Origin of the sequence: Kitasatospora sp. NPDC001539 (assembly GCF_040298565.1) — a bacterium.
Classification (GTDB): Bacteria; Actinomycetota; Actinomycetes; order Streptomycetales; family Streptomycetaceae; genus Kitasatospora.
The window spans coordinates 17,914-39,176 of record NZ_JBEPAK010000033.1; the positions used below are offsets into that span (position 1 = coordinate 17,914).

Here is a 21,263-nt window from a genome sequence, read left to right on the forward strand (position 1 = left end):
TCGCAGGATGGGCCCACGACACGCCGGGGTAGGGGTGCCGGGTACGGGGGGCGGACAGCCCCCCGGCCCGCCCGTGCCCGGGGCGGGCCGACGGACGGCGCGCGAGCGCGCGAGCGCGCGAGACGATCGCGGAACGATGGAGGACGGGACACATGACCAGCAGCACCGCCGAGGAGTACGACGTCATCGTGCTGGGCGCCGGCCCGACCGGCGAGAACGTGGCCGACCGGACCACCGCGGCCGGGCTGCGCACGGTGATCGTGGAAGCCGAGCTGGTCGGCGGCGAGTGCTCGTACTGGGCCTGCATGCCGAGCAAGGCGCTGCTTCGCCCGGCCGCCGCGCTGGCCGACGCCCGCGCGGTGGGCGGCGTGCGGGAGGCGGTCGGCGGCGGGCGGCTGGACGCCGCCGCGGTGCTGGCCCGGCGGGACTCCTTCACCTCGAACTGGAAGGACGACGGCCAGGTGCAGTGGCTGCGCGACACCGGCATCGAACTGGTCCGCGGCCACGGCCGGCTGGCAGGGGTGCGGACCGTCACCGTGGAGTCGGAGGACGGCAGCGAGCGGGTGCTCACCGCCCGGCACGCCGTCGCCGTGTGCACCGGCAGCCGGCCGGTGCTCCCCTCCGGGGTGCCCGGGCTGGCGGAGGTTCACCCGTGGACCAACCGGGAGGCCACCGGCTCCTCGACCGTTCCCGGGCGGCTGGCGGTGGTCGGCGGTGGGGTGGTCGGGGTGGAGATGGCCACCGCCTGGCGGGCGCTCGGCTCCGAGGTCGTCCTGCTGGTGCGCGGCGACGCGCTGCTGCCCCGGATGGAGCCCTTCGCGGGCGAGCTGGTCGCCGACGGCCTGAGGGAGGCGGGGGTGGACCTCCGCTTCGACACCGAGGTGACCGCGGTGGAGCGGAACGGGACCACCGGGCCCGTCGTGCTGACGCTCGCCGACGGCCGGCGGCTGACCGTCGACGAGGTGCTCTACGCGACCGGACGGGCCCCGCGCACCGCCGACGTCGGGCTGGAGCAGGTCGGGCTGCGTCCCGGCGACTGGCTGGCGGTGGACGACAGCTGCACGGTGCTCGGGGTGGACGGCGAGTGGCTCTACGCCGCCGGGGACGTCAACCACCGGGCGCTGCTCACCCATCAGGGCAAGTACCAGGCCCGGATCGCCGGCGCGGCGATCGCCGCCCGTGCCCAGGGGCGTCCGCTGGACACCTCGCGCTGGGGCGCGCACTCCGCGTCTGCCGACCTGGCGGGCGCGCCGCAGGTGGTGTTCACGCAACCCGAGGTGGCGGCCGTCGGCCTGACCCTGGCCGCGGCCGAACAGCTCGGACTGCGGGTCAAGTCCGTCGACCACGACCTGGGCGCCGTCGCCGGGGCGTCGCTGTACGCCGACGGCTACCGCGGCCGCGCCCGGGTCGTCTACGACCTCGACCGGGAGGTGATCGTCGGCGCCTGCCTGGTCGGGCCCGCCGTCGCCGAACTGCTCCACTCGGCCACCGTCGCGGTGGTCGGCGAGGTGCCGATCCACCGGCTGTGGCACGCCGTCCCCGCGTACCCGACGATCAGCGAGGTGTGGCTGCGACTGCTGGAGGGCTGCCGGGGGTGATCCCCCGCCCGGGTGAGCGGCGCGGCGAGATGTCACCACCGGTGGACGGCGGGACACTGGCAGTCGGGGGACGTCCCGGGGGGCCGTGCTCGTGACCAGGTGGTGTGAGGCATGACCGAGGTGCTGTTGGCCGTCGGAACCGAGAAAGGCCTCTTTCTCGGCCGCAGCCGCGACCGGCTGGACTGGGAGTTCAGCGGGCCGCACTTCCGGATGAACGCGATCTACTCCGTCTCGATCGACCGGCGCGGAGGCCGGACCAGACTCCTGGTCGGCGCCGACAGCAGTCACTGGGGGCCCTCGGTCTGGCGGTCCGACGACCTCGGCGCCGGCTGGTACGAGCCGCCGCGGCCGGCGATCCGCTTCCCCGAGTCCACCGGCGCCTCGCTCACCCGGGTCTGGCAGCTCCAGCCCGCCGGGCCGGAGGCCCCCGGGGTGGTGTACGCCGGCACCGAGCCGGCCGCGCTGTTCCGCTCCACCGACGGCGGGGAGACCTTCGCCCTGGTCCAGTCGCTCTGGGAGCACCCCCAGCGGTCGGAGTGGGGCGCCGGCTACGGCGGCCAGGGCCTGCACACCATCGTGACCGACCCGCGCGACCCCCAGCGGCTGCTGGTCGCCGTCTCCAGCGGCGGCGTCTACCGCAGCAAGGACGGCGGCGACAGCTGGGAGCCGTCCAACACCGGCCTGCGCGCCGAGTTCCTCCCCCCGGACGGCCAGTACCCCGAGTTCGGCCAGTGCGTCCACAAGATCGCGCCGGACCCCGTCCACCTGGACCGGCTCTACCTGCAGAACCACGGCGGCGTCTACCGCAGCGACGACTGGGGCGGCAGCTGGCGCTCCATCACGGACGGGCTGCCCGCCGAGTTCGGCTTCGCCATCGCCGCCCACCCGCGCCGCGCCGACACCGCCTACCTCGTCCCGCTCGGCGGCGCGGACGACCGGATTCCGCCCGGCCGCCGCTGCCGGGTCTTCCGCACCACCGACGGCGGCACCAGCTGGCAGCCGCTCGCCGACGGACTGCCCGGGGAGGACCACTACGGCATCGTGCTGCGCGACGCCCTGCGCACCGACGACGCCGAACCGGCCGGGATCTACTTCGGCAACCGGACCGGCGAGGTGTACGGCAGCCGCGACGAGGGCGAGAGCTGGTCGCTGCTGATCTCCCACCTGCCGGACGTGCTCTGCGTCCGCGCGGCGGTGGTGGGCTGAGCGGCCGGGCCCTGAGCGGCTGGGCCCTGCGCAGCGGTGCGGCCGAGCACTGAGCGGTTGGGCCCTGCGCAGCGGTGCGGCCGGGCCGGGAGCCGCCGAGTCCTGAGCGGCAGGGCCCTGAGCGGTATGGACCTGAGCGCGTGGCCTCTCGGAGACCGCAGGTGGAAAACCTGTTGTCGGACTCGCCGCGGCCCGGTGAGCATGAGCCGCCGAAGAGCGTCTCGTGAAGGTGGGGTGGGCCGTGACCGGAACGGACCGGGTGGTCAGGCGGAACGGCGGCGGCGCACCGGTGGTGCGCTACCGGGCCGGCGAGCGGGAGGGGCGGCCCTGGGCCGACCGGCTGGAGGTCCTGGACGACTCGATGGACGCGGCGGCCGCGGCGGAGTTCGTCCGGGCCGAGCTGCCCGGGTGGGTGGTCTCGGCCGATCCCGAACTCGGACGGCGGCTGCTGGAGCAGGGCGCCCGGCCGCTGCGGCACGCCCACACGTTCCGGCGCGACCTGCGGGCCGATCCCCCGCCCGCCGACTGGGCCGGGGCACCGCTGCGCGCGGGCCTGCGGGCGGTGCCCTGCGACCGCGGGCCCGAGGAACTGCTGGACTCCTGGCGGGCCGCCTTCCACCCCGGTCACGTGGACCGCTTCCCCGGTGACGACGCCCGGGCGCTCGCCGAGCGGATCGGCCCGCTGCTCGCCGGGAAGGCCATCGGCCCGGTGCTGCCCTCCAGCCTGCTCGCGGTGGACGCCGAGGACCGGGTGGTCGCCGCGGCCGTGCTCACCGACCGGGACGGCCTGCCGTGGGTCGCCGAGGTGTTCCGCCACCCCCGGCTCGGCTACCCGGGCCTCGGCGCCGACCTGCTGCGCCGGGCGATCGCGGACGCCGCCGACCGCGGGCTGGCCGACGTGCACCTGGTGGTCACCGAGGGCAACCCGGCCCGCCGGGTGTACGAGGCGATGGGCTTCGTGCTGTGGCAGACCTCGCTGACCGTGATCGTCCCGGAGGCCGAGGACGGGGTCCGGGCCGTCGGCCGGGCTTAGAGCGCCGACCCCCGGCGTCGGCCGGGGCCGGTTCGTCGCCGTGGTCCGGGCCGTCGGCCCGGTTTCAGGGCGTCGGCCGGTGCGCGCCCTCGATGCGGGCGCCGTGCACCACGACCATGGTCAGGCCCACGGCGACCAGCAGTTCCGCCCAGAAGAACGCCGCGTAGTCGAGCAGCGAGCCGATCGGGGGGCTGCCGGGCGCGGCGTTGCGCATGCCGACCAGGGCGAACAGGGTGGCCGCCATCCAGCTCAGGGCGGGCCAGATGATCCCGCGCCGCTGCCGGACGATGAGCCAGGCCGCGAGCAGCACGGAGAGGGCCAGCGCCCACATCGCCGCCATCATGAACCAGGCCAGGATGAAGGTGCTGCGCGAGCGGCCGATCTGCTCCGTCACCGCCACGCCGTAGCCCTCGGTCACCTCGCCGGCCTGGTGGAACGCGAAGAAGGCGTCGGCCTCCTCCAACCCGATCACGAGCGGGACGGGCCGCCCTCCGGCGGTGGCCTGGAAGCCGATGATCGCCCGGTAGCGGTCGAAGGGGTAGTCCGAGACCCGTCCGTCGAACAGGTTGAACGACACCGTGTTGGAGCCGATCTGCTGGCCGGCCGGGTACCTGAACGAGGTCTGTTCGAGCGAGGTGGTCTCCAGCACCACGTCCCCCGCGGGGACGAGCACGTCCTCCGCCCGCCTCAGTGCGCCGTGCGGCTGGACCAGGATCTTCGCGACCAGCGTCTGCGAGGCCGTGTCCACCCGCTGGAGCGTCACCCCGACCTCCAGGAAGTCGGGCCCGGGCGTGGTGCCCACCACCTGGGCCCGGGTGCGGCTGGACCGCTCGTTGGCGTACAGCAGCAGGCCGGCGGCCACGAACAGCACGATCACCACCATCACGGCGTACGCCCGCCACGGGCGCACCTTCGGCCGGGTGGCGCTCACGGTCCGCACCCGGGCGTGGATGCGGATCCGTGGCCGTCCCGCCCTGCGGTGGGGCTGCTCACGGCGTCGCGGCGACGTGCTCATCGGCCTGCTCCCACCGTCGGCGGCGGCATCCGGTGCCGCCCGTCCCGCCAGCGTCGGCAGGGTCTCTCCTGCCGCGCAAGCGCTCACGGCCGATCGGGCTTCCCCGGGGCGCGGGAAATCCGCTGGTCGGAGGGGCTGTGTAGGCTCAACGGTCATGGCGAGGGTGACACGGGACGATGTGGCGCGGGCGGCGGGGACGTCGACCGCGGTCGTGAGTTATGTGATCAACGACGGGCCCCGGCCGGTGGCACCGGCCACCCGGGCCCGGGTGCTCGCCGCGGTCGAGGAGCTCGGCTACCGCCCGAACCGGGTCGCCCAGGCGATGGCCCGGCGGCGGACCGACCTGCTCGGCATGGTCGTCCCCGACGCCCGCCAGCCCTTCTTCGCCGGGCTCGCCCACGCCGTCGAGCAGGCCGCCACCGAGCACGGCCGACTGCTGCTGATCGGCAACTCCGACTACGCCGACGAGCGCGAGGCACACTACATCCGCGCCTTCCTCGGCATGCAGGTGGACGGTCTGATCCTGGTCACCCAGGACCCGGCCACCCCCGGGCTCACCGGTTTCGACTCGGCCGACGGCACGCCGGTCGTGCTGCTGCACCACCGGGCGGAGAGCACCGGCGGAGTGGCCGTGGTGGCGGACGACGAGGGCGGCGCCCGCGAGGTGGTCCGCCACCTGCTCAACCACGGCCACGCCGAGGTGCACTGCTTCGGCGGCACCCTGGCGCTCAGCCCGCTCGACCCGGTCACCGGACGGACGGCGGGCTGGGCCGCGGCGCTGGCCGACGCCGGGCTGTCGCCCGAGGGGCGGCTCACCCCGGCCCCCTTCGACCGGGTCCGGGCGCACGCCGAGGCGCTCGCCCTGCTGGCCCGGCCGGACCGGCCGTCCGCCGTGTTCTGCGCGACGGACGACCAGGCGATCGGCCTGCTCCGGGCCGCCGACGACCTCGGCCTGCGGGTGCCGGAGGACCTCGCGGTGGCCGGCTTCGACGACATCGCCGAGGCGGTGATCGCCGGGCCGGCGCTGACCACCGTCACCACCGGGCAGGACGCGATGGCCCGGGCCGCGGTGGACCTCGTCCTCGGCGGGGCCGAGCGCCGCGCCGCCGGGGCCAGGACCTTCCCGGCCGAGCTGGTGGTGCGGCGCTCCTGCGGCTGCCCCGCTCCGAGCCGTCCGAGCTGACGTCAGACGGCCTCGGTGCCGGTCAGTTCAGCTGGAAGGTGGCCTCGACCGGGTAGTGGTCGCTGGGCGCGTTGGTGTCCAGCAGGCCCGGCGCCCAGCCGGCCTGCGGGTCGAAGTCGACCTTGACCCCGGACATCCCGGCCGGCACCGGGCGGCCCGGGGCGTTGAGGTAGCCGATGTAGTCGAGGTCGTCCCGGTAGTCCTTCGGGAAGGTCTCGACGCCCGACATGTACTGGCACCAGGAGGAGACCGCGCAGTCCATGGTGGTGCGGTCCTGGCCGGGGACGGTGGCCGGGGTGCCGAGGACGCCGTTCACCGCGTTCTGGGCGTCGGCGTAGTCGCCGCGGCTCCGGCCGTGGAAGTACTCGACGTTGAGGTCGCCGCCGATCAGCACCGGGGCGCTGCTGCCGACGATCCCGTCGACCCAGGCGCGGATCTCGGCGAGCTGGCCGAGCCGGGTGGACTGGGTGGTGTCGGTGGAGACGTCGGACTCGTCGGCCTGGAGGTGGGTGCCGACCACCCAGGAGGTGGTGCCGTTCTTCTTCACCTGCACCAGCGCCGCGCCCTTGTTGGCGTGGTAGTCCCAGGTGCCGTAGGTGGAGTTGCTGAAGACGTGGGCGTACTGGGCGGCGATCGGGTACTTGGAGAGGATCATCGTGCCGCCGTTGATGACGAACCACGAGTTGGAGCAGTTGCCGCTGATGCCGGTCCAGCCGCCGCCGGAGCAGGTGCCACCGACCACCGGGGTGCGGTAGGGGTAGAGGTCGGCGAGCTTGCTGTTGATGTCGGCGGTCGAGCTGTTGTTGAACTGCTCATCCAGGATGACGACGTCGGCGTTGTGCTGACGGACGATCTGCTCGATCACGGGGGTGCGGCGGGCGGCCTGCTCGTTCTGGGTGCTGTCGACGATGGCGGTGCCGAGGTCGACGTTGAAGGCGAAGACGGAGAGCGTGGTCGGGCTCGCCGTGGTGGCGGAGGCGGTCGGGCCGGTGCCTCCGAGCAGCAGTGCGGCGGCGGCCGCCGAGGTGAGGGCGGTGGCCGTGCGGCGCGAGAGCATGAGCGTTCTCCTGGGGGAGGGATCCGTCAATCGGTGGGGCCCGGCGCCGGGGTGACCGGCTGCCGGGGATTGGCGGGGGAACGCTAGCTACCGCTCGGTACTTCGGGAAGAACGCCAGGCGATCGGTTCCGACCGATCATGTGGCCATGAGATGTCTGTACAGCTCGGGGCGGGTGGCGAAGAAGATGTCTGTACACCCTCGCGCCGGGGCCGGGGGCGCCGTGAGCCTCCGTCAGCCGTCCAGCAGTTCGTCCGCGAGCAGGTCCATCAGCAGGTTGTCGTGCCAGCTGCCGTCCGGGCCGCGCTCGTACTGCCGCATGGTGCCCACCGGGCGGAAGCCGACCTTGGCGTAGCAGCGGATCGCGGCGGCGTTGTCCGCGGCCGGGTCGATCACCAGCCGGTGGTAGTGGTGGTCGTGCACCAGGTGGCGGGCCATGGTGCGCACCGCGTCGGTGCCCAGGCCCAGGCCGTGCACCGAAGGGTCCAGGAAGAGGTCCATCCCGGCGTGCCGGTAGTCGTCGTCGTTGTTGGCGTACCACTGGACGGCACCGACCACCTTGCCGCCGAGGTCGATCGCGAAGGTCTCGGTGTCGGGCGAGTCCAGGTCCCTCGCGACCTCGTCGGCCAGGTCGTCACCACCGCGCCAGCGGGCGAACACCTCGGGCGTGCTGCGGATCGCCACCAGCGCCGGGATGTCGTCCGCGGTGGCCGGACGGAGGGTGACCAGGGTGCCGTGCAGAATCGTCCCCATACGGGGCATGTTGGCACGGAAAGCCTGCTGCGGCGAGCGGTTTCGGCTGACCGTCGGCGTCCCGGGACCCGGTGGCCGGGGGGAGGCGGGTCGGGCGTTTCCCGTCGGGCGCGGGGCCGGGCCGACGGGTCCGGAGGTCCGGGCCGACGGGTCCGGAGGTCGGGCCGGGCGCGCCGGGTGTCAGACGCGTCCCAGCCGGACGGCGGTGACGGCGCTGACGTAGCGGGCGCCGCAGTGGTCGTCGGGGACGACCAGTTGCGGGCCGGTGGCGTCCAGCGGGGCGCCGTCCATGCTGGTGGCGAGCAGGATCCGGCGCCCGCCGAAGTCGGGATCGATCTCGGCCCAGGAGACCACGGCCCGGTGGCCGTCGGCGCCGACCACGTCGAGCAGGAAGCGCAGCCGCTGCTTGCGGCCGGAGAAGTCGATCCGCGGGCGGGCGGCGAGCAGGACGTCCAGCAGAGCCGGGCCCTCGTAGCCGTGGCGCTGCTCGCCCTCGGTCAGGCAGTCGAAGCTGACCTCGACCCGGTGCACGGGGAGGGTGCGCAGCTGGTCGACGGTCAGCTCGGCGGGCTCGTCCAGGTGTCCGTGCAACCGGACGGTGGGTCTGGCAGGGGTCATCGTCCTCCTCCTCCCGGACCGCCTCGCTGCGGCCCGGGAGGAGGGTTACCCGAGGGGGAGCCCGGACATTCGCAGGTGCAAGGCTGAATGCCGACTTTCAGCAGCGGATGCGATGACAGTTCGGCATGACGACTTGCAGGAGCGAGCCGGTGGTGGGGGCGCACCGGAGGAGACGGCTCGGCGCGCCCCACACCGATTGAAGCAACGCGGCAATCGGGGGGACGACTGGTTCCGGGCACCAGTCCGAAGCCCCTTCCCTGGATGATCCGACAAGAAGATTCTCGGCTTCGCCACTGGCATTTACGATGCGAGGACGACACCGGACCTCGCACCTGCGAGTGCCACGCGACGAGCGCCGCGCGGACCCCGGTGCGCACGACGTACCACCCCGACACCGGGCGAGAGCGAGCAAGAGATGATCGTCCGCGACCTGCTGCACCTCGACGAACTGTCCATCCGACTGGCCTGGAGCACCCCCGAGCTGCTCGACCGCCCCGTCACCGGCGTGAGCTCCACCGACCTCCAGGACCCGGCCCGCTACCTCCAGCCCGGCGAACTGGTGCTCACCGGCCTGGTCTGGTGGCAGCCCGCCGACACCTCCGGCGCCCTGCGCTTCGCCACCGCGCTGCGCAGCGCGGGCGTGGCCGCGCTGCTCGCCGGCGAGGGCACCCACGGCAGCATCCCGGACAGCCTCGCCGAGGCCTGCCGCACCCACGGCATCCCACTGCTCGCGGTGCCCGCCGGCGTGAGCTTCCGGGCCGTCACCGACCGGGTGTACCTCCGACTCTGGGGCGACCTGCGGGCCGGGGCGCAGGACACCGCGGCCATTCCGGAGACCGTCCGGCGCGAACTGCTCGATCTCGTCCGTGCGGAGGCCGGGCCCGGCGAGGTGCTCGCGCACGCGGTCGGCCGGCTCGGGCTGCCGGACTGCTCGCTCAGCACGACCGGCGGCCGTGCCGTCGTCCCGGTCGCGCCGAGCGCCCCGCACGTGCCGCCGGTGCCGCCGGCACCGCCCGCCGGACGCGGCGACGCCGGGCGTCGGGACGCCGGGCGCGGCGACGCCGGGCTGGCGGTCGGCCCGCAGGACGGCTCCCCCTTCGACGGCTGGCGCCTGCGGGCCCATCCGAGCACCGCGGCCGCCGAACCGGTGCTGCACGGCCTGGCCGAACTGCTCGCCCCGCTCGCCGTCCGCGCCCGTGCCGCGGCGGCCGCCCGGCGCCGGGCCGCCGGACGGCTGCTGGACGCCCTCGCCGACGACGGGCGGCTCGCCGATCCGCTGGCGGCCTGCGGGCTGGACGACGCCGGACCGCTGGTCGCGGTCAGCGCCCGGATCGACCCCGGCCGGTCCGGCGAGGAGGTGCCGCCCGGCTGGGCCGCGCACGCCCTCGCCGAGGCGCTGCACCCGCTGGCGGCGCCGTACGCGGCGGGCACCGACCGCGCCGGGCTGACCGCCGCGCTGGTGGCCGCGCCCGTCGAACGGGTCGCCGACCGGCTGCACCGGGCACGGCCCGCGCTCCAGGCCCGGCTGAGCGGCCGGCGCACCCTGCGGATCGGCGTCGGCCCGGCCGCCCGGCCCACCCCGGACTCCTTGCGCGCGGCACTCGTCCAGGCCCGGTACGTGCTCGCGGGCGCGCCCGGGCCGGTCGCCACCGCAGCCGAACTGGACTCGCTGGACGGGCTGTTGCGCGGCATCCCGCCGGAGGTGACGGCCGCGTTCCACGCCCGGCTGCTGGCCCCGCTGGCCGCCCACGACGACGAGAACAGCGTCTCGCTGCTGGGGACGCTCGCGGTGTTCCTGGACCACGACGGCTCCTGGGCCCGGACGGCGGAGTCCCTGCACATCCACGTCAACACCGTGCACTACCGGATCCGCCGGATCGAGGAGCTGACCGGTCGCAACCTGGCCCGGCTGCGCGACCGGATCGACCTGCGGGCGGCGCTGCTGTGCGCTCCCCAGCCCGTGGGGCACTGAAGCGCTCGGCGGGCCGGGCCGGCTGCCTGCCGCTCGCCGACCGCTCGGGCCCCGCCCCGTTGCGACGGGCCACGGGAGGTCCGCTCCGGGAACCGGCGAAAAAAATTTCCTCGCGGCGGTGTCGATCCGGCGCCGGCCCGATCGACGCACGGGGTGGAAGGCGGGGAGAGGCCCCGCCCGTACGACCGAGGAGTCACCGTGCCGCGCTTCATGACGCTGATCCGCATCGACGAGAACGCCCGCGCCGGCTGGGAGCCGGACCCGGAGTTCGAGCAGCGGATGGGGGCGCTGTTCGAGGAGATCACCAAGGCCGGGGTGATGCTGGAGACCGCAGGACTGACCCCGACCGCCGAGGGCACCCGGCTGAGCTGGAACGACGGGAAGATCGGCTACACCGACGGGCCGTTCACCGAGACCAAGGAGGTCATCGGCGGCTACGCCATCATGCAGTGCAAGGACAAGGCCGAGGCCCTGGAGTGGACCCGCCGCTTCCTGCGGACCCACCCGGCGAACTGGGCCGTCGAGGCGGAGGTCCGGCAGATCGACGAGATGCCCCAGCCCCCGCAGTAACGGGCGGCGCCGCCGCTGCCACCAATCCGGCACGGCCGTCGCCACCGTTGCTCCTGATGCCTCCCGGGGCGGTTTGCCTCCCCCCGCACCGGCTGCTCTGATGGGTGGCCGTGACGGAGAGGGATGCGGCCGTGGCCGTGGAGACGGTGTTCCGGATCGAGTCCGCGCGGATCATCGCCGCGGTCGCCCGGATCGTCCGGGACGTGGGCATCGCCGAGGAACTGGCGCAGGACGCCCTGGTGGCCGCGCTGGAGCAGTGGCCGCGCGACGGCGTGCCGGACAACCCGGGCGCCTGGCTGACGGCCACCGCCAAGCGGCGGGCGATCGACCTGGTGCGCCGCCGGGAGGTCTACGCCCGCAAACTCGCCGAGGTGGGGCGGGCGGTGGAGGACGTGCCGCCGCCGGAGCCGGTCGAACCGGACGACATCGACGACGACCTGCTGCGGCTGATCTTCACCGCCTGCCACCCGGTGCTGTCCGCGCCCGCCCGGATCGCGCTCACCCTGCGACTGCTCGGCGGGCTGACCACCCCGGAGATCGCCCGGGCGTTCCTGGTGCCCGAGGCGACGGTGGCGCAGCGGATCGTCCGGGCGAAGCGGACGCTCGCCAAGGCGGGCGTGCCGTTCGAGGTGCCGTACGGCGAGGACCGGGCGCAGCGGCTCTCCTCCGTCCTGGAGGTCGTGTACCTGGTCTTCAACGAGGGCTACTCGGCCACCGCCGGGGACGACCTGCTGCGCCCCCAGCTGTGCGAGGAGGCGCTGCGGCTGGCCCGGGTACTGGCCGCGCTGGTGCCCGGCGAGCCGGAGGCGCACGGGCTGGCCGCGCTGCTGGAGTTCCAGGCCTCCCGGACGGCCGCCCGGACCGGGGCTGACGGGCGGCCGGTGCTGCTGGCCGAGCAGAACCGGGACCGCTGGGACGGGCTGCTGGTCCGCCGCGGCTTCGACGCGCTCCGGCGGGCGGGCACCGGGCCCTACTCGGTTCAGGCCGCGATCGCCGCCTGCCACGCCAAGGCCCGGCGATACGAGGACACCGACTGGGCCATGATCGCCGCCCTCTACGGGCGGCTGCTCGCGCTGACGCCCTCGCCGGTGGTGGCGCTGAACCGGGCGGTGGCCGTCTCGATGGCCCAGGGCCCGGCGGCCGCCCTGGAGCTGGTGGACGCGCTGGCGGCGGAACCCGCCCTGCGCGAGTACCACCTGCTGCCGAGCGTGCGGGGTGATCTGCTGCTCCGACTGGGGCGGGCGGCGGAGGCGCGGGCGGAGTTCGCGCGGGCGGCGGAGCTGACCCGCAACGAGCGGGAGCGGGAGCTGCTGCGGGAACGGGCCGCGTCGGCGGGCGGGGCGGCGGCGCCGGCTGAGGGCGGCGCCTCCGGCTGAGGGCGCGCCGGCGGTGGGGCGGCGGTGTCGGCGGGTGAGGGCGCGCCGGCGGTGAGGCTGCGGTGTCGGCGGGTGAGGGCTACTGCGGGGTTTCGTCCCGGCGGAGTCGGGCGCTGACCTCTCCGAGGCCCTCGGCGAGGACGGCCAGCTGCTCGCGGGTGAGCACGTCGATCAGCAGTTCGCGCACCAGGGCGACGTGGCCGGGGGCGGCCCGGCGGATCATCTCCCGCCCCTGGTCGGTGAGTTCGGCGATGACGCCGCGCACGTCGCTGGGGCAGGAGCGGCGGCCGACCAGGCCCATCCGCTCCAGCTGGGTGACCTGGTAGGTCAGACCGCTCTTGGAGGTGACCAGCTTCTCGGCCAGCTCGGTCATCCGGAGCGCGTCACCCGGGGCGGCGGACAGGTGCACCAGGATCTCGTACTGCTGGTGCGAGAGACCGGAGTCCTCCTTCAGCTGGCGCTCCAGCCGGCGGTTGAGCAGGTTGCTCGCGACGACGAAGCCCCGCCAGGCGGCCATCTCGTCCTGGTCGAGCCAGCGGGGTTCGTTCAGTGAGGACATGGGGTGAAGCCTACTCCCGTTGTTCAAATTCGAACGAAGTTGTACCGTCGAGAGCAGAGGTTCAAATTTGAACTACCAGCGCCGACCCACTCGCCCCGAGCCGGCACCGAGGAGGACGCCATGAGCGCCACGGCCACCGAGCGCATGCCCGCCCTGTACCTGTCGCACGGCGCGCCACCGCTCGCCGACGACCCGGTCTGGCCCGGGGAACTGGCCGCCTGGTCGGCCGACCTGCCGCGCCCCACCGCCGTCCTGATGGTCTCCGCCCACTGGGAGGAGGCCCCGCTCGCCGTCGGCGCCGTCACCACCCGACCGCTGGTCTACGACTTCTGGGGCTTCCCCGAGCACTACTACCGGGTGCAGTACGCCGCCCCCGGCGCGCCGATCCTCGCCGAGCGCGTGCGCAAGCTGTTGCGTGCCCCCGGCAGACCGGTCCAGGACGTCCCCGACCGAGGCCTCGACCACGGCGCGTACGTGCCGCTCGTGGAGATGTTCCCCGCGGCGGACATCCCGGTGCTGCAGATCTCCATGCCCACCCTCGACCCCCAGCGCCTGCTGGAGATCGGCCGCCGGCTCGCCCCCTTGCGCGACGAGGGCGTGCTGATCATCGGCAGCGGCTTCTTCACCCACAACCTGCGGGCACTCAGCAGCGACGGCCGGGTCACCTCGGTGATGGCCGAGTTCGACGACTGGGGCCGGCGCGCCCTGGACGCCCAGGACCTGGACGCACTGCTCGACTTCGAGCACAAGGCCCCGGCCGGGCGCCTCGCCCACCCTCGCACCGAGCACTTCGCCCCGCTGTTCGTCACCCTCGGTGCCGGCGAGGCCGACCTCGGCAGCCAGCGCAGCGTGATCGACGGGTTCTGGATGGGGCTGGCCAAGCGGTCGATCCAGCTGGGCTGACCGGCGCCGGTGGGTCACGTCGCGCAGCAGGTGAAGCGCTCGCCGATGTGCTCGGGCTGCTCGATCTCGTCCACCAGGGCGACCGCGTAGTCCGGCACGGAGATCCGGCTGCGGCCCCCGGCGTCGCTGAGCAGCTGCTCCAGGCCCGTCCGGTAGCGGCCGGTCCGCTCCCCCGGGCCGATCTCGGCGGACGGGCTGAGCACCGTCCAGCGGACGTCGGAGACCGTCCGGAAGTAGTCCAGCGCCGCACCGTGGGCGTGCATGATCTGCAGGATCGGCTCCGGCAGGCCCGGCGCGTCCCAGACCCGCACGCCCGGCGCCGTCTCCAGGCTGCCCGCGCCGCCGACCACGACCAGCCGGGGCGCCGCGTCGCCGAGCGCGCGCAGGCCCTCGACCAGGGAGCGCGCAGCGGGCTCGATCAGCGCCGCGTGGCCGGGGCCGTCGCCACCGCCGACGGCACTGACCAGGACGTCTCGGCCGCGCGCGACCCGGGCGACGTCGGCCGGGTCCAGCACGTCGCCGCGCTCCACGGAAGCGGTCCCGCCCCGGTAGCGGGCCGGGTCGCGGACCACCGCGGTGACGTCGTGCCCGCGGGCCGCGGCCTCCGTGACGACGGCACTGCCGATGCTGCCGTTGGCGCCGATGACGGCGATGCTGGCCATGGGATACCTGCCTGCCTGGGAGGGTCGGGAGCCGCCCGGCGGTTCGGGCCGGGGTGCCGGGTGACGGGGAGCGCGCCGGACGACGAGGGATGGGGAACGGATCAATTGTCCGGCGGCCCTCCGGCGGCGGCTCCGGGGGCTGGGCCTATCGTGTGACGGCACGTCGGAAGCACGTTCGAGGAAACGGCAGGAAGAATGACCGTCATGCACGGGGACCCCGTACGGGAGGCCCTGGAGGAGTGTCTGCAGGTGCTCGCCCCGCACGCCCGGGACCGCGACTGGACCGTCCCCGCCGGGCCGCTGGAGTGGAGCTGCCGCGACACGGCCGCCCACATCGCCCACGACCTGCTCGCCTACGCCGGCCAGCTCGCCGCCCGGCCCAGGGACCGGTACCTGCCGTTCGACCTCACCGTCCGCCCGGAGGCCGACCCCCAGCAGGTGCTGGCCGTCCTCACCGCCGCCGGGCAGCTGCTGGGCCACGCCCTCGACGCGTCCACGGACGACCTGCGCGCGTACCACCACGGCCCCTGCGACCCGATCGGGTTCGCGGCGATGGGCGTGGCGGAGCTGGTGCTGCACACCCATGACATCTCGCTCGGCCTCGGCCTGGACTGGCAGCTACCCGGGGCGGCGAGCCGCTTCGTGCTCGCCCGGCTCTTCCCGGACGCCCCGGAGGACCCGGACACCCACCCGGGGGACGTCCTGCTCTGGTGCACCGGGCGCGGGGAGCTGAACGGCCGCCCGCGCAAGACCTCGTGGGTCTGGCGGGCGGCCCGGGGAGAGTGGCCGGACTGAGCGGCCGGACCGAGCGGCCGGGGCCGCTACGCGTCGCCCGTGGTGGCGGCGCGCTCGGCCCTGCTGCGCTCGACGCACAGCTCGTTGCCCTCCGGATCGGCCAGGGTGACCCAGCCCTTGCCGTCCGGGGTGCGGTGGTCCGCCAGGACGGTCGCTCCCAGCGCCACCAGGCGCGCCACCTCCTCGTCCCGGCTGCGGTCCTGCGGCTGGAGGTCGAGGTGCACCCGGTTCTTCACCGCCTTGCCCTCGGGCACCCGGATGAACAGCAGCGAGGCGCCGGCGGACTCCACCACCGCCTCCTCGTCACCCGGGTTGTCGTCCTCGCCCACGGTGCCGTCCAGCACCCGGGCCCAGAATCCGGCCAGGGCGTGCGGGTCGGCGCAGTCGATCGTCACGTGTCGCACCAGAGAAGCCATGCGCCTACTGTGTCCCGCACCGTCCGGGGCCGTCCAGCCGTTTCCGGGTGTGCCGGTGACCGTCGAGCGGATACGGGGGGAAGGCCGGGACGATCTCCGTGAAGGCGTAACCGCTCTTCTCCGCCACCCGGCAGGAGGCGTCGTTGTCCCCCGCGTGCAGCAGGTCGATCCGCAGCAGGCCGTCCTCGGCGAACACCTCGAAGGCCCAGGCGGTGAGGGCCTGCACGGCGCGCGGGGCCACCCCCCGGCCGCGTGCCCGGGCCACCGTCCAGTACCCCACCTCGGCCGTCTCCCCGCCCGGGGTGCCGCGCTTGAGCACGACGTTGCCGACCAGGGCGCCGTCGTCGAGGACGGCGAAGGCGTAGCGGGTGCCGGCCGCCCGGCCCTCGTACTGCCGGCCAAGCCAGCGTGCGGCCTGCTCCGGGCCGGACAGCGAGGTGTGGGTGAAACGGCGCAGGGTCTCGTCCCGGTAGGCCTCGAGGAGGGCGGGGGCGTCGGCGTCCTCGAAGGGGCGCAGCAGCAGGCCGTCTGCCGTCGGGGGCGGCACGGTGAGGGGCGCCGTGCCCGCGCTCCGGGCGCTCCGCCGCGCCGCCGCGCCCGGCACCGGATCCGTCCGTCGGTCAGTCATAGCTGTTCTCCCCCGTGGCCGTGCGTGGTCAGCAGAATGGGTCCTCGTGACCCTCGTGATCCTCGTGATCCTCCCACCGGACGCGCGGCCGCCGACAGGCCGGTTTGACCTTGACACTGGCGGCAGGGTCGGAGGGTTGCCCGCATGAGCGACATGAGCGACATGGGCGACGAGGACATGACGGAGCAGCAGCGGGCCGTGGTGGTCACCGGGGCCGGGACGGGGATCGGGCGGGCGACCGCGCGGGCGTTCGCGGCCGAGGGGGCCCGGGTGCTGGCGGTCGGGCGGCGGCCCGGGCCGCTGGCCGAGACGGCGAGCACCCACCCCGGGCTGATCGAGCCGCTGGTCGCGGACGTCACCGGGCCGGACGCGCCGGAGCGGATCGTCGGGGCCGCCCTGGAGCGGTACGGGCGGCTGGACGTCCTGGTCAACAACGCCGGGATCGTGCAGGGCGGCCAGGGTCTCGGCGGCTACCACCGGGCGGGGATCGAGGAGCTGCTGTCGGTCAACCTGGTCGCCCCGGTCCTGCTCGGGCAGGCCGCGCTCCCGGCGCTGGCCGACAGCCGGGGCGTGGTCGTCAACGTCAGCACCGCCGTCGGGCAGCGCGGCTGGCCGTCCAACGCGGTGTACGCGGCGAGCAAGGCCGCGCTGGAGACGGTCACCCGCAGCTGGGCGGTGGAGCTGGCGCCGCGCGGCGTTCGGGTGGTCGCGGTGGCGCCCGGGGCGATCGAGACCCCGATCGGCGACCACGCGGGGTACGGCCCCGGCCAGCAGGCCGCGGTGCGGTCGTGGCAGATCGCGCACACCCCGCTGGGCCGGATCGGCCGGCCGGAGGAGGTGGCCTGGGCGATCACCCGACTCGCCGCCCCGCAGGCCTCGTTCGTCACCGGCGTAGTGTTGTCGGTCGACGGGGGCGCGCTGGTGGGCTAGGAGGGTGGCCTCAACGGCCGGCGGGCTGACGGCCAGTGGGGCGGTGCGGACGGTGGGGACGGAGTGCGGGCGGGGGGGGGACGGAGTGCGGGTGGCGAGGGCGGTGCGGGATGCGGATCGGTGAGCTGGCGGAGCGGACGGGCAGCACCGCCCGGGCGCTGCGGCACTACGAACAGGCCGGGCTGATCCACTCCGAGCGCGCCGCCAACGGCTACCGGGAGTACGGCGAGTCGGCGGTCGTGCGGGTGCGCAACATCCGCGCGCTGGTCGGCGCCGGGCTGACCCTGGAGGACCTCCGGCCGCTGCTGGGCTGCCTGGACGGCGACGTGCTCTCCCGACCGCCGTCCGAGCGGGTGCTGCGCACCGTCCGGGAGCGGCTCGCGGTGCTGGAGGCCCGGATCGCCGCCCAGACCGAGACCCGGGACCGGCTGGTGGCGGCGCTGGCCGCCGCCGGGAGCCGCGCGCACGGGTGACACCCCCGATCGGGGGTGTGCAGCGGGCGGGCGGGAGAGGACAGTGGGCGCATGCAGATTCCACTCTCCGTGATGGACTTCCTCGACCGGGCCGAGCTGGTCTACGGCGACCGGGTCGGCATCGTCGACGAGCCGGTGCAGCCTGCCGAATCCTGGGGCGAGCTGAGCTACCGACGGATCGCCGAACTCGCCCGCGCCCAGGCGGCCGGGCTGGACCGGCTCGGCGTCGGGCCCGGCGAGCGGGTCGCGATCGTCTCGCACAACTCGGCCCGGCTGCTGACCTCCTTCTTCGGGGTGAGCGGGTACGGCCGGGTGCTGGTGCCGGTGAACTTCCGGCTGAAGGCCGAGGAGGTCGCGTACATCGTCGAGCAGAGCGGCGCCACCGTGCTGCTCGTCGACCCCGAACTCGCCGACGCGCTGGACGGGGTGGTGGCCAAGCACAAGTTCGTGCTCGGTGCGGACAGCGACGCCGTGCTCCACGACTTCGCCAACGAGCCGCGCCGGTACGCGATCTCCGAGAACGACACCGCCACCGTCAACTACACCAGCGGAACCACCGCCCGCCCCAAGGGCGTCCAGCTGACCCACCGCAACATCTGGCTGAACGCGACCCTGATGGGCCTGCACTACGGCGCGAACGACCGGGACGTGTACCTGCACACCCTGCCGATGTTCCACGCCAACGGCTGGGGCCTGCCGTTCTCGCTCACCGGCCTCGGCGCGCGGCACATCGTGCTGCGCAAGGTCGACGGCGCGGAGATCCTGCGCCGGGTCGAGCGGCACGGGGTGACCTTCCTGTCCGGCGCGCCCGCCGTGGTCCAGATGGTGCTGGACGCGGCGGCCGACTGGGACGGCCCGGTGCCCGGCCGGGACCGGGTGCGGATGATCGTGGCCGGCGCGCCGCCGCCGACCTCGGTGGTGCAGCAGGTCGAGGAGCACCTGGGCTGGGAGTTCATGCAGCTCTACGGCCTGACCGAGACCGCCCCGATCGTGACCGTCAACCGCTCGCGCGCCGAGTGGGACGCCCTGCCGGCCGCCGAGCGGGCCGAGAGACTGGTGCAGGCCGGTGCCCCGGCGCTCGGCACCCAGCTGCGGGTCGACCCCTCCGGCGAGGTGCTGGTGCGCTCCAACACCGTGCTGGACGGCTACTGGCAGCAGCCCGAGGCCACCGCCGAGGCGCTGCGCGACGGCTGGTTCCACACCGGCGACGGCGGCACCCTCACCGACGGCCAACTGACCATCTCCGACCGGAAGAAGGACGTCATCATCAGCGGCGGGGAGAACGTCTCCTCGATCGAGGTGGAGGACTGCCTCTACAGCCACCCGGCGGTGGCCGAGGCGGCGGTGATCGGGGTGCCCCACGAGAAGTGGGGCGAGACGGTCAAGGCGCTGGTGGTGCTCCGGGAGGGCCGGGGGGACGTCACCGAGGCGGAGCTGATCGCGCACTGCAAGCAGCGGCTGGCCGGCTACAAGTCGCCCACCTCGGTGGAGTTCCGGGACGCGCTGCCGCGCACCGCCACCGGGAAGCTGCAGAAGTTCCGGCTGCGCGAGCCGTACTGGACGGGGCGCGAGCGGCAGGTCAACTGACCCGTCAGCGGACCAGCCCGGCTTCCCGGGCGGCGACGGCGAGTTCGGTCCGGTTGCGGACACCGAGCTTGTGCATCGCGGACTTGAGGTAGCCGGTCACGGTGTTGCAGGTCAGGCCCAGGCGGGCGGCGATCTCCGGGTTGGTCCGGCCGGTCGCCGCCCAGCGCAGCACCTCGTGCTCGCGCGGGGTCAACGCCCTCGCGGGGGCCGGCCGGGGCCGCTCCCGGCTCCAGGCGGCGGCCCCGGCGAGCGCCCGGGACGCGGCCCTGGCCAGCGCGCCGACGGCGGAGATCCGGACGTCCCCGAATGGCACCACGGCGCGCACCGAGGCGTACACCACGCCGTGCACGGTGGCGCCGTCCAGCAGGGGGACGGTCAGCATCGCGTACAGGTCCTCGGCGGCCACCGCCGCGTCGTAGTGGTGCGAGATGGTCGTCGCCGCGCGGTAGTCGGGCACCCAGGTGGGCGCGCGCTCGACCAGCGCGCGCCCACCGAGACCGAGGCCGGCCGGGACGGCCACGTTGTGCAGCAGGTCCGCCCGGGTGCCCGCCCAGTGGCGCAGCACCATGCCCTCGTCGCCCCTCCCCCGCCCCGGCAGCAGCTCGGGGACGCCGACCAGCCCGACGTCCGCGCCGCACTCCGCCACCACCCGGCGGGCGAGGTCGCCGAGCACCGCGTCCCGCACCAGTTCGGCGGCGCGGGCGGCGAGTTCCGGGTCGTCGGTCCGGGCGGCGGGTCGGGGGGCGCCCGGCAGGAGGGCGCCCGGCAGGAGGGCGACGGCCCGGGGGTCGGCGGGCCGGGTGGCGGCCGCCCGCGCGGCGGGTCCGGAGGCGTGGGCCCGGGCGGCGTCACCGTACGGTCGCGCAGCTCGGGGGGTGTCCGCGCTCGTCATCGCGCGATTGTCACACGGGGCTCGGCCGGTGGCGAGAGTTCTGACGTGCGTGTTTCGTGGAGTGGCGGGCGTCGGCGGCCGGCCCGGCGTAGGGTGCCGCCGAGACTACCCGCGGGTAGCAACTGCCTTGATCGGAAGGGAAGCCGATGACCGACCCGAGCACCCCGACTCGGCCCCCGGCGGACGTCCTGCACGGCCTGCTGGCCGATCTGGCGGCCGAGAGCGACGTCCTGGACGACCTGGTGGCCGCACTGGCGCCCGAGGACTGGGCCCGGCCGACCCCCGCCGAGGGGTGGACGGTCGCGCACCAGATCGCCCACCTGGCCTGGACCGACGACTGGACGGTCCTGGCCGCACGGGATCCGGAGGGTTTCACCACGGCCTTCGGCAGCGCCGTCGAACGGCTGGCCCCCGGCGCCGACCCGGTCGAGGAGGGCGCCCGGGAGGGTGCGGCCGCCGGGCCCGCGCAGTTGCTCGCCCGCTGGCGGGCCGGCCGGGCGGAGGTGCTCGCCGCACTCGGCTCCGCCCCGGCCGACGTCCGGTTGGCCTGGTTCGGCCCGCCGATGAAGCCGGCCTCGATGGCCACCGCCCGGCTGATGGAGACCTGGGCGCACGGCCAGGACGTCGCGGACGCCCTCGGCGCGACCCGCGAGCCCACCGCCCGCCTCCGGCACATCGCCCACCTGGGGCTGCGCACCCTCGGCTTCGCCTTCGCCGCCCACGGACTGCCCGCGCCGGACCGCCCGGTGCGGCTCGAACTCACCGCCCCCGACGGCGGGACGTGGACCTTCGGCCCGGCCGGCGCAGCGGACGTGGTGACCGGCCCGGCCCTGGACTTCTGCCTGCTGGTGACCCAGCGCCGCCACCGCGACGACCTGGCCCTGACCGCCACCGGCCCGGTCGCCACCGCCTGGCTCCCGATCGCCCAGGCCTTCGCCGGAGCTCCCGGCAAGGGGCGGCAGCCGCAGGCCTAAGGGCCCGTCTTCAAACCCCCGTCGTCCGCCCGAAGGGCGGGCGGGGCGGCGTTGGGAGGCGTGCA

General features: G+C 74.9%; 22 protein-coding genes. 13 read left to right on the top strand and 9 right to left on the bottom strand.

The window, feature by feature from the left end; translation table 11 throughout:
• Nucleotides 1-152 precede the first annotated feature (152 nt).
• From ABT247_RS08550 to ABT247_RS08560, 3 genes are all read left to right on the top strand, one after another.
• Nucleotides 153-1,598 carry a dihydrolipoyl dehydrogenase family protein gene (locus tag ABT247_RS08550; RefSeq protein ID WP_350740019.1) on the top strand — a complete coding sequence of 482 codons (1,446 nt, stop codon included), beginning with the start codon at nucleotides 153-155 and terminating at the stop codon, nucleotides 1,596-1,598.
• Nucleotides 1,599-1,709: 111 nt separating this feature from the next.
• Complete coding sequence (locus ABT247_RS08555) at nucleotides 1,710-2,804, top strand: WD40/YVTN/BNR-like repeat-containing protein (RefSeq protein ID WP_350740022.1); 1,095 nt, start codon at nucleotides 1,710-1,712, stop codon at nucleotides 2,802-2,804.
• A 241-nt stretch (nucleotides 2,805-3,045) separates the two neighbouring features.
• Nucleotides 3,046-3,837 carry a GNAT family N-acetyltransferase gene (locus ABT247_RS08560; RefSeq protein ID WP_350740025.1) on the top strand — a complete coding sequence of 264 codons (792 nt, stop codon included), beginning with the start codon at nucleotides 3,046-3,048 and terminating at the stop codon, nucleotides 3,835-3,837.
• Between the two features lie 64 nt (nucleotides 3,838-3,901).
• Here the strand turns inward: ABT247_RS08560 and ABT247_RS08565 are convergent, their stop codons facing one another.
• Complete coding sequence (locus ABT247_RS08565) at nucleotides 3,902-4,768, bottom strand: DUF8686 domain-containing protein (RefSeq protein WP_350740028.1); 867 nt, start codon at nucleotides 4,766-4,768, stop codon at nucleotides 3,902-3,904.
• A gap of 238 nt (nucleotides 4,769-5,006) precedes the next feature.
• On the opposite strand from ABT247_RS08565, the gene ABT247_RS08570 reads away from it, so the two are divergent.
• Nucleotides 5,007-6,035 carry a LacI family DNA-binding transcriptional regulator gene (locus tag ABT247_RS08570; protein WP_350740031.1) on the top strand — a complete coding sequence of 343 codons (1,029 nt, stop codon included), beginning with the start codon at nucleotides 5,007-5,009 and terminating at the stop codon, nucleotides 6,033-6,035.
• Nucleotides 6,036-6,057: 22 nt separating this feature from the next.
• Here the strand turns inward: ABT247_RS08570 and ABT247_RS08575 are convergent, their stop codons facing one another.
• From ABT247_RS08575 to ABT247_RS08585, 3 genes are all read right to left on the bottom strand, one after another.
• A complete protein-coding gene (locus ABT247_RS08575) occupies nucleotides 6,058-7,092 on the bottom strand; it encodes a sphingomyelin phosphodiesterase (protein WP_350740033.1) in 1,035 nt (344 codons plus the stop codon).
• 232 nt (nucleotides 7,093-7,324) lie between these two features.
• Nucleotides 7,325-7,843, bottom strand: a complete 519-nt coding sequence (locus tag ABT247_RS08580) for a GNAT family N-acetyltransferase (protein WP_350740036.1) — start codon at nucleotides 7,841-7,843, stop codon at nucleotides 7,325-7,327.
• A 180-nt stretch (nucleotides 7,844-8,023) separates the two neighbouring features.
• Nucleotides 8,024-8,461, bottom strand: coding sequence for a molybdopterin-dependent oxidoreductase (locus ABT247_RS08585; RefSeq protein ID WP_350740039.1), 438 nt, complete (start codon nucleotides 8,459-8,461; stop codon nucleotides 8,024-8,026).
• 415 nt (nucleotides 8,462-8,876) lie between these two features.
• Between ABT247_RS08585 and ABT247_RS08590 the strand changes: the two genes are divergently transcribed.
• The 3 genes from ABT247_RS08590 (at nucleotide 8,877) to ABT247_RS08600 (ending at nucleotide 12,379) form a co-directional block, all read left to right on the top strand.
• Nucleotides 8,877-10,433 carry a PucR family transcriptional regulator gene (locus tag ABT247_RS08590; protein ID WP_350740042.1) on the top strand — a complete coding sequence of 519 codons (1,557 nt, stop codon included), beginning with the start codon at nucleotides 8,877-8,879 and terminating at the stop codon, nucleotides 10,431-10,433.
• A gap of 198 nt (nucleotides 10,434-10,631) precedes the next feature.
• Nucleotides 10,632-11,003 carry a YciI family protein gene (locus ABT247_RS08595; RefSeq protein WP_350740045.1) on the top strand — a complete coding sequence of 124 codons (372 nt, stop codon included), beginning with the start codon at nucleotides 10,632-10,634 and terminating at the stop codon, nucleotides 11,001-11,003.
• A gap of 110 nt (nucleotides 11,004-11,113) precedes the next feature.
• Nucleotides 11,114-12,379: an RNA polymerase sigma factor gene (locus ABT247_RS08600; protein WP_502892410.1), complete on the top strand. Its 1,266-nt coding sequence runs from the start codon at nucleotides 11,114-11,116 to the stop codon at nucleotides 12,377-12,379.
• A 79-nt stretch (nucleotides 12,380-12,458) separates the two neighbouring features.
• Here ABT247_RS08600 and ABT247_RS08605 read toward each other — a convergent pair whose 3' ends face one another.
• Nucleotides 12,459-12,929 (bottom strand): MarR family winged helix-turn-helix transcriptional regulator, encoded by a 471-nt coding sequence (locus ABT247_RS08605; protein WP_350740086.1) that lies wholly within the window; start codon nucleotides 12,927-12,929, stop codon nucleotides 12,459-12,461.
• Between the two features lie 129 nt (nucleotides 12,930-13,058).
• Between ABT247_RS08605 and ABT247_RS08610 the strand changes: the two genes are divergently transcribed.
• A complete protein-coding gene (locus ABT247_RS08610; protein ID WP_350740051.1) occupies nucleotides 13,059-13,841 on the top strand; it encodes a dioxygenase family protein in 783 nt (260 codons plus the stop codon).
• A 14-nt stretch (nucleotides 13,842-13,855) separates the two neighbouring features.
• On the opposite strand, the gene ABT247_RS08615 is transcribed toward ABT247_RS08610, so the two are convergent.
• Complete coding sequence (locus ABT247_RS08615) at nucleotides 13,856-14,503, bottom strand: NAD(P)-dependent oxidoreductase (RefSeq protein ID WP_350740054.1); 648 nt, start codon at nucleotides 14,501-14,503, stop codon at nucleotides 13,856-13,858.
• Nucleotides 14,504-14,698: 195 nt separating this feature from the next.
• Between ABT247_RS08615 and ABT247_RS08620 the strand changes: the two genes are divergently transcribed.
• On the top strand, nucleotides 14,699-15,298 hold the full coding sequence (locus tag ABT247_RS08620; protein ID WP_350740057.1) for a maleylpyruvate isomerase mycothiol-dependent enzyme family protein: 600 nt from the start codon (nucleotides 14,699-14,701) through the stop codon (nucleotides 15,296-15,298).
• Nucleotides 15,299-15,324: 26 nt separating this feature from the next.
• Here the strand turns inward: ABT247_RS08620 and ABT247_RS08625 are convergent, their stop codons facing one another.
• Both ABT247_RS08625 and ABT247_RS08630 read right to left on the bottom strand, forming a co-directional pair.
• The gene (locus ABT247_RS08625) at nucleotides 15,325-15,714 is read right to left on the bottom strand and encodes a VOC family protein (RefSeq protein ID WP_350740060.1); all 390 of its coding nucleotides are present in this window, start codon (nucleotides 15,712-15,714) and stop codon (nucleotides 15,325-15,327) included.
• Between the two features lie 4 nt (nucleotides 15,715-15,718).
• Nucleotides 15,719-16,342, bottom strand: coding sequence for a GNAT family N-acetyltransferase (locus ABT247_RS08630; protein WP_350740063.1), 624 nt, complete (start codon nucleotides 16,340-16,342; stop codon nucleotides 15,719-15,721).
• 144 nt (nucleotides 16,343-16,486) lie between these two features.
• Between ABT247_RS08630 and ABT247_RS08635 the strand changes: the two genes are divergently transcribed.
• The 3 genes from ABT247_RS08635 to ABT247_RS08645 all read left to right on the top strand — a co-directional run bounded on the left by ABT247_RS08635 (nucleotide 16,487) and on the right by ABT247_RS08645 (nucleotide 19,332).
• Nucleotides 16,487-17,272: an SDR family NAD(P)-dependent oxidoreductase gene (locus ABT247_RS08635; RefSeq protein ID WP_350740066.1), complete on the top strand. Its 786-nt coding sequence runs from the start codon at nucleotides 16,487-16,489 to the stop codon at nucleotides 17,270-17,272.
• Between the two features lie 110 nt (nucleotides 17,273-17,382).
• Nucleotides 17,383-17,745 (top strand): MerR family transcriptional regulator, encoded by a 363-nt coding sequence (locus ABT247_RS08640; protein WP_350740069.1) that lies wholly within the window; start codon nucleotides 17,383-17,385, stop codon nucleotides 17,743-17,745.
• Between the two features lie 51 nt (nucleotides 17,746-17,796).
• On the top strand, nucleotides 17,797-19,332 hold the full coding sequence (locus ABT247_RS08645) for an AMP-binding protein (RefSeq protein WP_350740072.1): 1,536 nt from the start codon (nucleotides 17,797-17,799) through the stop codon (nucleotides 19,330-19,332).
• Nucleotides 19,333-19,336: 4 nt separating this feature from the next.
• On the opposite strand, the gene ABT247_RS08650 is transcribed toward ABT247_RS08645, so the two are convergent.
• Nucleotides 19,337-20,224 carry a helix-turn-helix transcriptional regulator gene (locus ABT247_RS08650; protein ID WP_350740075.1) on the bottom strand — a complete coding sequence of 296 codons (888 nt, stop codon included), beginning with the start codon at nucleotides 20,222-20,224 and terminating at the stop codon, nucleotides 19,337-19,339.
• Nucleotides 20,225-20,370: 146 nt separating this feature from the next.
• Here ABT247_RS08650 and ABT247_RS08655 point away from each other — a divergent pair, with 146 nt between their 5' ends.
• On the top strand, nucleotides 20,371-21,198 hold the full coding sequence (locus ABT247_RS08655; protein WP_350740077.1) for a TIGR03084 family metal-binding protein: 828 nt from the start codon (nucleotides 20,371-20,373) through the stop codon (nucleotides 21,196-21,198).
• Nucleotides 21,199-21,263: the final 65 nt, after the last annotated feature.